General features: G+C 44.0%; 13 protein-coding genes and 1 other RNA gene. 6 read left to right on the top strand and 8 right to left on the bottom strand.

Features of this window, described 5'->3' with window-relative positions; all coding sequences use genetic code 11:
• Positions 1–50 precede the first annotated feature (50 nt).
• On the top strand, positions 51–515 hold the full coding sequence (locus tag M1K58_RS01060) for a M67 family metallopeptidase (RefSeq protein WP_256758191.1): 465 nt from the start codon (positions 51–53) through the stop codon (positions 513–515).
• Here M1K58_RS01060 and M1K58_RS01055 read toward each other — a convergent pair.
• From M1K58_RS01055 to M1K58_RS01045, 3 genes are read right to left on the bottom strand one after another with little or no spacing between them, the layout of a single operon-like run.
• Complete coding sequence (locus M1K58_RS01055) at positions 472–1,215, bottom strand: exonuclease domain-containing protein (RefSeq protein ID WP_256756813.1); 744 nt, start codon at positions 1,213–1,215, stop codon at positions 472–474. The genes M1K58_RS01060 and M1K58_RS01055 overlap by 44 nt on opposite strands.
• Positions 1,216–1,220: 5 nt before the next feature.
• Entirely contained in the window at positions 1,221–2,279 is a 1,059-nt protein-coding gene (locus M1K58_RS01050; protein WP_256756812.1) for a DUF294 nucleotidyltransferase-like domain-containing protein, read from the bottom strand.
• A gap of 47 nt (positions 2,280–2,326) precedes the next feature.
• Positions 2,327–3,688, bottom strand: coding sequence for an ammonium transporter (locus M1K58_RS01045; protein WP_256756811.1), 1,362 nt, complete (start codon positions 3,686–3,688; stop codon positions 2,327–2,329).
• 383 nt (positions 3,689–4,071) lie between these two features.
• On the opposite strand from M1K58_RS01045, the gene M1K58_RS01040 reads away from it, so the two are divergent.
• Both M1K58_RS01040 and M1K58_RS01035 read left to right on the top strand, forming a co-directional pair.
• Positions 4,072–4,527 carry a MerR family transcriptional regulator gene (locus M1K58_RS01040; RefSeq protein ID WP_256756810.1) on the top strand — a complete coding sequence of 152 codons (456 nt, stop codon included), beginning with the start codon at positions 4,072–4,074 and terminating at the stop codon, positions 4,525–4,527.
• Positions 4,528–4,569: 42 nt separating this feature from the next.
• Positions 4,570–5,256, top strand: a complete 687-nt coding sequence (locus tag M1K58_RS01035; RefSeq protein ID WP_256756809.1) for a zinc metallopeptidase — start codon at positions 4,570–4,572, stop codon at positions 5,254–5,256.
• Positions 5,257–5,380: 124 nt separating this feature from the next.
• Here M1K58_RS01035 and gltC read toward each other — a convergent pair whose 3' ends face one another.
• Complete coding sequence (gltC, locus tag M1K58_RS01030) at positions 5,381–6,283, bottom strand: glutamate biosynthesis transcriptional regulator GltC (RefSeq protein ID WP_256756808.1); 903 nt, start codon at positions 6,281–6,283, stop codon at positions 5,381–5,383.
• A 111-nt stretch (positions 6,284–6,394) separates the two neighbouring features.
• On the opposite strand from gltC, the gene tpx reads away from it, so the two are divergent.
• On the top strand, positions 6,395–6,907 hold the full coding sequence (tpx, locus tag M1K58_RS01025; protein ID WP_256756807.1) for a thiol peroxidase: 513 nt from the start codon (positions 6,395–6,397) through the stop codon (positions 6,905–6,907).
• Between the two features lie 85 nt (positions 6,908–6,992).
• On the opposite strand, the gene M1K58_RS01020 is transcribed toward tpx, so the two are convergent.
• The 4 genes from M1K58_RS01020 to cshA all read right to left on the bottom strand — a co-directional run bounded on the left by M1K58_RS01020 (position 6,993) and on the right by cshA (position 10,114).
• Complete coding sequence (locus tag M1K58_RS01020; protein ID WP_256756806.1) at positions 6,993–7,373, bottom strand: DUF1499 domain-containing protein; 381 nt, start codon at positions 7,371–7,373, stop codon at positions 6,993–6,995.
• An 80-nt stretch (positions 7,374–7,453) separates the two neighbouring features.
• A non-coding RNA gene (gene ssrS / locus M1K58_RS01015) (6S RNA) lies at positions 7,454–7,637 on the bottom strand.
• A gap of 49 nt (positions 7,638–7,686) precedes the next feature.
• Positions 7,687–8,430 carry a YesL family protein gene (locus M1K58_RS01010; RefSeq protein ID WP_256756805.1) on the bottom strand — a complete coding sequence of 248 codons (744 nt, stop codon included), beginning with the start codon at positions 8,428–8,430 and terminating at the stop codon, positions 7,687–7,689.
• Positions 8,431–8,470: 40 nt separating this feature from the next.
• Positions 8,471–10,114, bottom strand: coding sequence for a degradosome RNA helicase CshA (gene cshA / locus M1K58_RS01005; protein WP_256756804.1), 1,644 nt, complete (start codon positions 10,112–10,114; stop codon positions 8,471–8,473).
• Between the two features lie 185 nt (positions 10,115–10,299).
• Here cshA and M1K58_RS01000 point away from each other — a divergent pair, with 185 nt between their 5' ends.
• Both M1K58_RS01000 and M1K58_RS00995 read left to right on the top strand, forming a co-directional pair.
• The gene (locus tag M1K58_RS01000) at positions 10,300–11,127 is read left to right on the top strand and encodes a YitT family protein (RefSeq protein WP_256756802.1); all 828 of its coding nucleotides are present in this window, start codon (positions 10,300–10,302) and stop codon (positions 11,125–11,127) included.
• Positions 11,128–11,240: 113 nt separating this feature from the next.
• A complete protein-coding gene (locus M1K58_RS00995) occupies positions 11,241–12,407 on the top strand; it encodes a putative glycoside hydrolase (RefSeq protein WP_256756801.1) in 1,167 nt (388 codons plus the stop codon).
• Positions 12,408–12,666: the final 259 nt, after the last annotated feature.

Below are 12,666 nucleotides of genomic sequence, written 5' to 3'. Positions count from 1 at the left end.
CCCGTATCGCATTGTTACCTCATAATGCATGGTGAGGAAGTGATGCCGTGATGGAATCAACGATAACAGAAGTGCGACTAGCTGTAAGTTTGGAAAATAATATGATATCCGCCACTCGTCAACGACTTCCTTATGAAACATGCGGGGTCGTATTCGGTGTTGAATTCGATGGGATCATCCTTGCTGACGGATTCAGTATTATTCGTAATATCTCACCCTCCCCATTAGATTCCTTCTCCTTTCACCCTGAAGACTGGATTGCCATTACCTATAAAGCACAAAAAAACCAACGAACAATCGTTGGTTTATTTCATACCCACCCAAAAGGATCAACCCGTCCTAGCCTCCATGACAGCCAAGGATCTATTCCATGGGGTACTTATTGGATTATTAGTCTAGCTCAAAGCAATCATGTGATCGCCGTATTCACGCGGAATTCCCAAGGAGATTGGGTTGGACTTCCGATTAAGTCTAATGTCGACTCAAGTAAGCATATAACTCGCCCAGTGTTGTAACCTGTCTATCTCTGATGAGTTTCAAAAATTTAAAGTATAGCTTAGAGGTCATCACTGAATCATGAAGCGCATGATGCCGTACCGTCACCTCTACTCCAAACCGTTCGAGCACCTCGTCCAATCCGTAATGGATAGCTCTAGGCTCCAGCCACTTCGCAATCATCATCGTATCCAAGATTCGATGAGTTAAATTAACTTTCGATGTGCGCCACAATGCACAATTCAAAAATTGCTTATCGTGTCCGCTACCATGAGCGATTAACACTCTTTTCCCAACAAAGTCCATAAAGTCATGCAATACCTGCATTAAATCGGGCGCATTCTCTGCCATCTCATTCGTAATTCCAGTTAGCTCCGTAATATGACGAGGAACTTTTCTTTTCGGATTCACTAGCTGATAGAATGGCTCCACATCCTCAAAGTTTTCCCCGCGGATAATAACTCCACCAATTGAAATAATTTCATCTTCGTTGTAAGGATGAAATCCTGTCGTCTCCAGATCGAAAACAACAGCCTCCATCTCTGAAAGTTGCATTTCCAAAGAGCTTTCCTTCCGTTGATCCCGTGACATGGAACGGATAAAGGCCATTTGTTGAGCATTAGATGAGCCAAGCATGGATGCAATAGCCGGAGTAATTCCGCCCATCTTGTATAAGTTCCACATTCTCCCCATTGAATTCGTATTTTTGGGTTCCTTCATCGCTATCACCTCCCGCCGAAGCGGTGCTGCAACTCCCTTTGAACTTTACGCTGAATTTTTTTGCCAGCCTTCAAAGCCTTCTTCAACAAATCTATCAATTCTTTAGTTAATTGCTCCGGAGATAGCTTTCCATCATTCATAATCGTAGTTAGCAATCGCATTTTCAAGAAGAAAGAGAATGCTTCGTACGCTTCATCCGCTTCTTCTTCGGTCAAGAGGTTCTTTAGCCTTAGCGCTTGAATTCGCTGAAGTGTACTCGTCTCACGAATGCCCGCTTGCGTGGCAAGCAGCCTGAAAGCATTAACCATAGGAATATATGCACCATACTTAATATCTAAGCTTCCAGCATTTTCACCGTATCTCTCCGTTAACAATTGACCAAATACTCCAACAAGCATTTTGTGCTTGAGTGTATTTTCCATCATTCGACGAGCAATAATCGGATGATTAAGTAAATCATTATAGAAATGATCCTGTAATTTACCCGCTAGCTCCATATTCCCAAACACCGCTCGTCCATCAGCGACAATTAGCAGATACCTAACATTTTCCCAGCTCGGTTCAGCGAACCAGTTTTCGATTTTGTTCACCCAGCCCTGAAATGACAAGCACCATTCCGGATTGGACGAAATTACATTTCCTTCACACGGAGGATACTCCAGAGCAATTAAATATTGAACTACCGTTTCAGCTAACAGAGGAAAATAGTTCTGACATCGACCTTTATCAAGCTCATTAGAAGGGTCAGCATACACTAAGCCACTGTCTTGATCACTGTACATCGTTTGCTCATAACGACCACCACTGCCATATAGCATATACGCATAAAGCACGGGAGGGGCACCTAGCCCCAACCGTGCCAATTCGTTCTCCGCAAACTTTAACGTTTGAGTAATTAGAGCGTCATGAAGCTCATTGAGCGACTCTACCACTTCGTGTGTTGAAGATTCGGATAGCTCCATTGTCAATCGGTTTTGTTCTCTAACTCTTATCTCTCTAAGTTGCTCAATATTCTCGGCGCCGGCGATGTCAAGCAACCGCTTCTCCCTTAAGGGATTATGCATGCGGCTTCAACCCCTCCTGTATTTACGCCGGTATATGGACTATTGGATTAGACCGACGTTCCAGCTTTTTTCATTTGCTCTGGATAACCATAGTTACCGTGCTCACTTAAATCCAAACCAACAATTTCTTGCTCTTCTGTTACACGGAAACCAATTGCTTTCTTCACTACCCACAATACGATGAACGATGCGATGAAAGCGAAAGCTCCAGCGATAACAACCGACTCAAATTGCACCCACAATTGCTCCCAGCCGCCGCCTTCGAACAATCCCGCTCTACCCACACCAACTTTTGCGGACAATTCTTCTGTAGCAAACAAACCATTCGCTAGCGTACCCCAAACTCCTGCTGCTCCATGAACAGAAAGTGCATAGATCGGATCGTCTATTTTCATTTTTTCGAAAAATTTAGCACTGAAGAATACGAGTACACCTGCAACCAAACCGATAACAACCGCTGCCCAAGGATCTACGAACGCACAAGACGCTGTGATGGCTACAAGTCCAGCTAGTGCACCATTAAGCATTGCCGTAATATCCGCTTTCCCGTTAACCAACCATGAGATCAACATCGCAGCTACCGCACCAGCTGCAGCACCTAATTGCGTGTTGAATGCGACGAAGCCGAAGAATCCATCACCGATCGCGATTGTACTACCTGCATTAAACCCAAACCAACCTACCCACAAAATCAATACCGATAACGCTGTGAACACTTGGTTATGACCAAGAATTTCGTTTGCAGAGCCATCTTTATTAAATTTACCAATACGAGGTTTCAATAATATCGTTGCCGCTAGAGCAGCGATAGCACCCGTTAAGTGAACAACTGTCGAACCCGCGAAGTCTTGTGCACCATCTGCTGCAAGAAATCCGCCGCCCCAAATCCAGTGAGCAACAACCGGATAAATAACAGATACGAAGAATAGTGTGAAGATAAGGTAAGCAGATAGCTTAGCCCGTTCTGCGAATCCACCCCATGCAATCGAGAGCGATACGGCAGCAAATGCTAATTGGAAGATGAAGAATATAGAGGAAGGTGCTCCATTGTCTATCGAAGCAATTTCCGGATTAAAAAAGAAGCTTCCTAACCCAATGAATTTGTTTAGAGACTCAGAAGCGTCTCCTCCAAAAGTGATGCCGTATCCAACTGCCCAATATACGATCGAAGCTAGGCCAAGCGTGAAGATTGTTTTACCCGCAACATGACCTGCATTTTTCATTCGTGTGGAACCAGCCTCTAGAAGTATAAATCCACCTTGCATAAGAATAACAAGAATAGCTGCAAGCATTACCCATAATGCATTAAGCCCCATGTTAAGTTGACCTGCAGATGGATCCTCAGCAAATGCGATTGTCGGAAACAGCACGAGAAGTGCTCCTAATGAAACTAAACTTTTCTTAACCACAACGACCACTCCTCAAATGTAATATTACATGACATCTAACGAAAGACTTAGTGTCATTATAGGATGATAAAAGCATTTTGACAATATAAATCACAAAAAATAATTCACTTTTCTTATTTTAGAGCTGTTTATTTAGAGTTTTCATCTATTCATGTTAGGAATTAGACCATTAAAAAATCCAACTCTTACTTTTATGCTCATGGATTTCAGACCACACTGCCTATTTTCTTCCTCCCCATTCGTCCTTCATGTAAGTATATGTTCCGTGGTTTTTAAAAATCCTATAATAGTACGTCTCGTGGGGCTAAGTATCACGTTTGACTGTACGGTTCCTCATTCGGTATGATAAGAAAAAAGTTATTAGCAAGAAAGAAGGTGTACCGATGCGAAATGGAGCTATGAATTCCCCGCGCCTGTACCGGATTGGTGAACTATCCGCGTTAGCCGGCATTAGCCCTCGTACAATCGATTACTACACAGGCTTAGGCCTATTAGCCCCAATCAAACGCTCGACCGGTAATTACCGCCTTTATGACGATGATACTGTAGCTCGCATACGGAGAATTGAACAGCTAAAGGCACAAAAATATTCATTAGAAGAAATTCGTGAGCAATTCACTTCATTGAAACGCATCGTCGCTGATGAAGATGTAACGCGTAAGCTTTCAGAGCTACAAACTCATTTAGCCCAACTGGAACGAGAAGTTAAAGACCTCGAGCCTGTTCTCGATCAAATGAAGCCACAGCAGGTGAAACGTCTTTTTCACGCCATCACACCTCAAACTGCCGCTTGCGTAGAGGCTCTACTTCTCCTTTTAGGGAAGAGTAACTTTATGTAGCTTAGCTTATGACATCCACCCAATAGACGGAGGGACAACACCATGATTCTCTTTCACCCGATGGATTATCTCATCATCATCGCTTTTCTCTTGTCACTGTGGGCTCAATACCGAGTTAAGAGTACATTTAACCGATGGTCTGGCGTGCACAGCGCGAGTGGTTTAACTGGATATGATGCAGCAAGGCGTATGTTAGACCACAACGGCCTTCATGATGTGCCGATCGAGCCCGTCCCAGGTAAATTGTCTGATCACTACGATCCGATCAAACGTGTTGTACGGTTGTCAGAGCCTGTTTATTATGAAAATTCAATATCCGCAATTTCAGTTGCCTGCCACGAAGTCGGTCATGCGATCCAGCATCAGAACTCCTACCCCATGCTCGTGTTGCGTCATCGAATGTTTCCAGCCGTTCGTTTAGCCTCTGGAGCCGCACCTATCCTGCTCATCGCAGGATTCCTACTCTCCTCATTCAATTTGATTGGAATTGGGATCATCTTCTTCTCAGCTGCCGTTGCTTTTCAGCTCGTAACGCTACCTGTCGAATTTAATGCAAGCTCACGCGCTCGTGATCTGATGATTTCGGAAGGCTTTATTACTCACGAAGAAGAACGAGGAGTTGCCAAAGTATTAAATGCGGCTGCGCTAACTTATGTAGCAGCTGCCCTGATCGCTCTTCTCGAGCTGTTGAAATACATTCTGATCTTCACGAACAATAACCGGGACTAAAAAAAGAGCATTTAAACAGAAAAAATAGGTGGTGCATGGAAATTCCAGCACTACCTATTTTTCGTTTTGGGGCCACCTCTTCAAAGGCAACCTCTTATTCACTTGTTTTTATGGTCAAACAAAGTCACAATGACTTATATTTTTTATTGAAAAAATCAAGCAGGAACTCATGAAAAATCTGAACAACCAGAGGTAGCTTTTCCCCCGTACGTCTAATAAGCCCAATTGTTCGAGTAACATGCGGCTCGCTGATCTTAACAACTGCTGGCATCATTGAGCTTGTCTCATACATCGCCATTTCCGGCAGCAAGCTTACACCCATCCCAGCCGCGACGAGTCCACGAATGGTTCCCGACTCCTCGCCTTCAAAGCCGATTTTAGGAGTAAAGCCCGCTTCCTTGCATGCATCCCAAACGATTGGTCGTAAAGAATAACCTGAACTAAATAAAACAAAGTTTTCATCTTTAAGATCACTTAATCGAATCGAATCCTCCATCGCAAACTTATGCGTTTTAGGCAGAATCGCGAATAGCTCTTCTGTTAAGATGACCTCCCCAGTAACTTGTTCACTTTTCTCAGGGAACGGGGATATGAACGCAATATCGACCTCTGCATCCACAACATCCCGAATGAGCGATGGATACATCCCTTGGCGGAATCGAAACTTAACATTCGGATGCAGCTTACGGAATGCGGCAACAACTTGGGGCACAAGGTGAATTCCTAAGCTATGCGGAAATCCTAATCTGATCTCCCCGACTTCGGGATCAATAAATTCATGAATTTCCATGACTGCACGATCCAGATCACCAAGCACAGCTTCCGCTCGCCGAAGGAACAATTGGCCCACTGGAGTCAATTGAACATTGCGTCCTCGCTGCATAAACAGGGGAATCCCAAGCTCTTCTTCAAGCCTATGGATTTGTCTGCTGACTGCAGATTGAGCCACATGAAGCTCCTCCGCGGCTTTCGTAACGTGTTGTAGTCGAGCGACATGAACGAAATATTGTAATTGCCTTAATTCCAATGGAGTATCCCCTTCCATGCCCATCCTTCAGATTCCAATGATTGGACAATGGTCTTCGATAACGATTATAATGATAACGGCAAACCTTATCAATAAAGGAGGAATAAATTCATGTCTCAAGAACGTTCAGCTGCTCTTAAAGGAAATCCAATCACACTCGTTGGTCCCGTATTAAAGGCTGGGGATTCCGCTCCTGATTTCACCCTAAACAAAAACCTGCTTGAAACTTCATCTCTGCAAGATTTCGCAGGAAAAGTAAAGCTTATCAGCGTTGTTCCATCAATAGATACAGGTGTCTGTGACGCGCAAACTCGCCGCCTCAACGAAGAAGCATCTAAGTTAGGTGACAATGTTGTTATTATTACCGTAAGCGCGGATTTACCCTTCGCTCAAGCTCGCTGGTGTGGTGCGGCAGGTGTAGACCGTGTTGTCTTGCTTTCGGATTACAAAGATAATAGCTTTGGTAAGGCTTATGGCGTCTTCATTAAAGAAATTCATTTGGATATGAGAGCCATTTTCGTAGTGGACGGTAACAATCAAATTACTTATGTAGAAGTCCTTAGCGAAATGACTGAGCACCCGAATTATGAAAATGCACTAACTGCAGTTAAAAGCCTGATCTAATTAAACACGATACAATAAACAAATACAACAAAAGCGAGGAAAGGTAAACCACCTTCCTCGCTTTTGTATTTTGTGTTTCGTCGATTTAACTTTTGTATGAGGACAGCTTGCGATCTAATACACTATATATCTCCTGAATAATACGATAATTCGAACCCAAATCACCTAGTGATCCACGGGAAGCGGAATAAATATCAACTGCCGTATTACCAGGGCCTGTACCAACCACTTGAATTGTAATATCCATTGTACGACCAGACATCGTTTTCTTTTCCATGACGATTTCTCCAACATTCTGTACTTCATGAAGAACCTTATAGCCCTTCATTTTCTTCAGAATGGAAGTGACCTCGTCCCAAGCACGATCCTTCGATAGCCGATAATAATGAGACTTAAGCTTAGGATCTTTCGCCTTATCGCTTGTATGTTCGTGGCTGCGGATTAATCCAATCAGCGTTCGCTTCAATACTCTCTCTCCCTCCGGGTACCTTAGGCGCTACATTCTATCTTACCACGCCTAACCCGGGGATTAAAGACCAAGGATAGAGAAAACCCGCCTATGCCGTCCGACGTAAATGTTTCTGAACCTGCTTTGGCAGGTGGGTGCCCGCAGCTAAGCTTTTGACTTCCCTTTTCGAGGGCATGTCAGCTACTCAGCAATCTAGAGCTCCCGTGAAACAAACATTGGTTCAAAACACTTAGGACGTCGTAACGCACATGGCAGGAGTATTCTCATTATAAGCAGGTGGTTAAGAAAAGTAAAATGTTAAACCTTGGGATTACTTCTCTACTTCTTCGGAATCAGATTCGGAATCTTTCTCCTCATCAGCTGCTTCCTTCATTAGCATCATCTTCTGAATAACGAGATTAAAGTTGTAGAAGGTGTAGACAGCAATCATGCTTCCAAAAAAGAATGGGATCAGAAACGTGAATCTCGTACTAATGAATAGAACTGCCACCGCACCAATAGCCATTATCAACGAACGAATTGGACGACCAATTGTAAGAATAAGAGCATTCTTGAGCAATTGAATCGTTTTCATATGAAAATGGGATAAAAGGGAGAAGAAGTGCAGCAAAGAGATTAGCAATAACAGCATCAATGCGACAAATAAGTATGCGAGCAATTGATAACCGGCCATTTGTTTCAAATAAACCTGGAAATCAATAATCAATATCGCAAATAACAACGCATAGACAATACCACCAAGCATTGCTTGCACATAATTCTGCTTGTAGCTACGGAAAAAGGTTTTGAGCAACGGAACATCCGTGTCTCCTAATACCCATTTCCGGGCGACCGAAAACATAGCTGAGGTCGCCGGAAACAAGGTAAATGGGGCCACAACCGCAAGCGGAATAATTACCGCCTGCAGTTGTCCAACCTCACTAGCATTAAGGAAAACGATCACCAAGAACCAAAAAGGTATTGATGTGAGAAGCCATAATACATTTGTAACTGACAACCTCATGATCCATTCGGATAGCTTATAAAAGCCACCCATCATGCCCCGCATTTCCATGGGGATTCCTCCCTGATGACGTTCGTCAGTAAGCTATTGTTTATACTTTTACGAAATCTTCGCTGGAGCGACTACCTTCGCGGCGTTCTGGACGACCGCCACGATTAGAATCACGGTAGCTGCTATCACTGCTGCTGCTGTTAGAACGATTACCGCCATTGTATGGCTTGCGTTGACCGCCGCCATATCCGGAACCACCACGTGAATCGCTACGACCTTGTCCTTGACGCCATGCGCCTTGGCCACCACCGGAGCTAGAGCTGGAGCTGGAACCATTGCTTCCGCCATAACGACGTCCGCTGCTGCTTCCGCCGCCACTTCCGTAACCACCACGATTGCCTTCGAATTTGCGTTTCTTCGAACGAATCGGATCCTCCGGAGTCAATTCTACATTCACGTCTTTCTTGTCGCCTGTTAGCAATTTCATAGCTGCTGCAAGTAACTCAACGGAATCATATTGCTCCAGAAGCTGCATAGCCACCCATTTGAAAGGATTGACTTCTTCTTCGGAACGAATGGTGTCCATGATGCGTTCTGCCATCAGCTTTTGTTTGCCTTCCATTGCTTCAGTTAACGTTGGCAATGTTTTCTTGGAAATACGATGACGCGTCACTTTCTCAATGAAGTGCAAGTGATCTGTCTCACGAGCAGTAACGAAGGACCATGAAGTACCTTCTTTACCCGCACGACCTGTACGACCAATCCGGTGAACATAGCTTTCCGGATCTTGCGGAAGGTCAAAGTTGATTACGTGAGTTACGCCAGATACATCCAAACCACGAGCTGCAACGTCAGTAGCAACCAAAATGTCGATACTTCCGTCACGGAACTTACGCATTACGGAGTCACGTTGATTTTGGGACAAATCACCATGTAATCCATCGCAAGCATAGCCGCGTTTCATCAATGCTTCTGAAAGCTCAGCTACACGACGCTTGGTACGACCAAAGATGATAGCTAGTTCTGGCGGTTCCATGTCAAGAAGTCGGCATAGTCCGTCAAATTTCATACGCTCATGAATTTCAACATAATGCTGTTCAATCAAAGGTGCGCTAAGCAACTTCGACTCGACCTTCACATGCTCCGGATTACGCAAAAACTGTTGCGCTAACTTCTGAATGTTCGTAGGCATCGTTGCCGAGAACAACAAAGTCTGGCGATCTTCTGGAACGAGTCTAAGGATGGATTGAATATCCTCCATAAAGCCCATATCCAGCATTTCGTCCGCTTCATCAAGTACGATTGTGCGAACATCGTCAAGACGAATGGTTTTACGATTAATGTGGTCTAACAAACGACCTGGTGTTCCGATAATGATTTGCGGCTTCCGCTTCAAGGAGCGGATTTGACGTGAGATGTCTTGACCGCCATATATAGCCAAGGAACGAAGTCCCTTGAAACGTCCAAGCTTCTCAATTTCTTCCGATACCTGAATCGCGAGTTCGCGAGTCGGCGCCATGATTAGCGCAACGATACGATCTTCCGATGGTGAAATCTTGGTAATCATTGGTATACCAAATGCTGCGGTTTTACCTGTACCTGTCTGCGCCTGCCCGATCATATCTTTGCCTGCTATGGCAATGGGTATGGCTTTCGCTTGGATTGGGGTCGCCTCTTCAAATCCCATCTCCGATATGGCTTGAAGAACATCAGGCTCCAAACCAAACTCTGCAAATGTGCTCAAACTTTTTCAATCTCCTTCTGTGTTGGGCCTTCAACTTACGGCTTCCAAAAAAATGATCAGTTCATTATAGCACAAACCATCTTGTAAACTCCAGCCTTAGGAAAAGTATACCATTTATTGAATTTTCTTTTCCTGGGGGAACCTAAGATTACATTGTCCCGTTTAGCTCACAAAGGAGTGCTAGCATGAAAAGGATAGCCCAGATTGGCCCCATATTTTTGATGATAATCAGTGCTGCTGCAGTCGGTTGTGGTTTCCAACTGCTTCTTATCCCTGAAAAGCTGTTAAGCAGCGGAGTTTCCGGTGTTGCCATGGTTATTGGATACTTAAGCGGATGGAACATCGGCTGGTTGTATTTTGCCCTAAATGTCCCTATTTTGCTCTGGGGATATCGCATTTTAGGGAAACGATTTATTGGGCTTAGCATAGTCACGGTAATATCCACGGCTTTTTTTCTGCAGGTTATACCTGAAATCAAGCTGACGAACGATCGGCTCTTAGCATCCGTCTTTGGCGGAGTGCTTGTCGGTCTTGGTACAACTACAACGCTGCGATATGGTGGCTCCACGGGTGGCTTTGACATCATCGCCTCTATTATAACACGTTATAGAAACTTACCCATCGGCATTCTTACAATTCTTTTGAATACTGTAGTTGTCGCTGCACTTGGATTTCTGAAGAATGATTGGAATGCCGCTCTTTATTCTATGCTGTCGATCTATTTAACGGGAAAAATAATTGATGCCGTTCATACCCCACACCACAAAGTAACTGCATTAATTGTCACTAACCACACACAAGAGCTTGCTTCTAGACTGTTGAAGCTTCCTCGTGGCGTTACAATCATTAAGACCAGAGGTGCGTTTACCAGCGAGGAACGAGATATGTTGATGACAGTTACCACACGTTATGAATTGGCAGAATTACGCAAAATGATTTCTGAGGTGGATAAGAAGGCTTTCGTCAACATTGTTCAGACGGTCGAAGTAATCGGAGATTTTCGTAAACGCTAAAATAAATTTATTTATCCTGACTATTTTCCACAAAATACTACAAAATACCTGTGTTTACTCCCCCTATTCTCGTTTATAATCAGGGTACAGAGCTTAAAGGGAGAGAAAACAGGATGAATATTTTATTGACTTTTATTTTACTTTTAAACACAGCATTAGGAAATCCGCAATCTGGCGATGGTTCTTCGAGTAAATTGTGGAAAACGATTACAACCTCAGTAAGTCAGCAGACCACAACAACTCCCGATGATAGTGATCAAACCTCTGAGCATGCAGGCGATCCTCAACCCGATGCACCCGTCGTTAAAGGGATTTATGTAACAGCATATAGTGCTGGCGGGGAAAGAATGGCGACTTTACTTAACTTGTTGGATAAGACGGAATTAAATGCAATGGTCATTGATATCAAGGATGATCTAGGAAATATTACTTATAAGACAGACAACCCGAAGTTGCAGAAGCTAGGTAATCCCCAGCCTTACATTAAAGACATCAACAAGCTGATGACTACATTAGAAGAACATGAAATTTACCCCATCGCAAGGGTAGTCGTATTCAAGGATAGCGTTCTCGCCAAAAATCATCCAGAGTATTCATTCGTACAAAAGGATGGAACGGTTTGGCACAATAAGAATAATGATAAATTCGTTAATCCCTACCGTAAAGAAGTGTGGGAATATAACGTTGAAGTTGCCAAGGAAGCTGCTAAGCTAGGCTTTAAGGAAGTTCAGTTCGATTACGTCAGATTCCCAGAAGGCTTTGAGAAAAAGGCGGACGGCTTGAAGTTTACGAAGAATGAGCTAAACCGAGTCGATATCGTTACTGGCTTTGTGGAGTATGCGAAGAAAGAACTGGCACCTCTAGGAGTTCGCGTTTCAGTTGATATTTTCGGTTACGCAGCATCCGTTCCCGCTGCCGAAGGTATTGGTCAAGACTTCGTCAAAATTTCAAATGCGGTAAATGTTATTAGTCCGATGATCTACCCAAGCCATTACAGCACGGGATGGTTCAAGCAAAAAGATCCGGATAGAGCTCCTTACGCTACAATTAAGGGCGCAATGGACGACACCCACAAGAAGCTGGATCCGCTTGGTGACAATAAACCAATTATCCGGCCTTGGATTCAAGATTTCACGGCAAGCTGGCTTGGCAAAGGGCATTACACAAAATATGGTGCCGCGGAAGTACAAGCACAAATTAAAGCTCTAAATGATAGTGGAGTCGAAGAATACCTGCTTTGGAATGCAGGCAATAAATATACCGCGGGCGTTAAATATTAAACGATTGAGCACTTTATTTATTCAACTAGAATGGGGCAGATCCCATAAGGTCAAGCGACCTTATGGAATCTGCCCCATTTGATTAATATGCAATGCCAAGGATAAGTCCGCCTCGCGGACTTATTGTTGCCGATATTACGGATCGTGGTTCCGTTATTTCTGGCAGCAGCACTCCACGCACTCCGTGATGCACATGCCCGCTCAAAAAGAGTATAGTCCACAAAAAAGAAGCCCCGTATCCCACACTGACGGTGGTACT

This window comes from Cohnella sp. WQ 127256 (assembly GCF_024519285.1).
Taxonomy (GTDB): domain Bacteria; phylum Bacillota; class Bacilli; order Paenibacillales; family Paenibacillaceae; genus Cohnella.
Note: the sequence above shows the minus strand (reverse complement) of the source record. Positions and strands in the feature narration are given on the sequence as shown.

Coding starts and splice junctions, on each gene's coding strand:
- M1K58_RS01050 (WP_256756812.1), bottom strand. CDS start 2,279: ATGCATAATCCCTTAAGGGAGAAGCGGTTGCTTGACATCGCCGGCGCC.
- M1K58_RS01040 (WP_256756810.1), top strand. CDS start 4,072: ATGCGAAATGGAGCTATGAATTCCCCGCGCCTGTACCGGATTGGTGAA.
- M1K58_RS01055 (WP_256756813.1), bottom strand. CDS start 1,215: ATGAAGGAACCCAAAAATACGAATTCAATGGGGAGAATGTGGAACTTA.
- M1K58_RS01035 (WP_256756809.1), top strand. CDS start 4,570: ATGATTCTCTTTCACCCGATGGATTATCTCATCATCATCGCTTTTCTC.
- M1K58_RS01000 (WP_256756802.1), top strand. CDS start 10,300: ATGAAAAGGATAGCCCAGATTGGCCCCATATTTTTGATGATAATCAGT.
- M1K58_RS01060 (WP_256758191.1), top strand. CDS start 51: ATGGAATCAACGATAACAGAAGTGCGACTAGCTGTAAGTTTGGAAAAT.
- M1K58_RS00995 (WP_256756801.1), top strand. CDS start 11,241: ATGAATATTTTATTGACTTTTATTTTACTTTTAAACACAGCATTAGGA.
- tpx (WP_256756807.1), top strand. CDS start 6,395: ATGTCTCAAGAACGTTCAGCTGCTCTTAAAGGAAATCCAATCACACTC.
- M1K58_RS01010 (WP_256756805.1), bottom strand. CDS start 8,430: ATGGAAATGCGGGGCATGATGGGTGGCTTTTATAAGCTATCCGAATGG.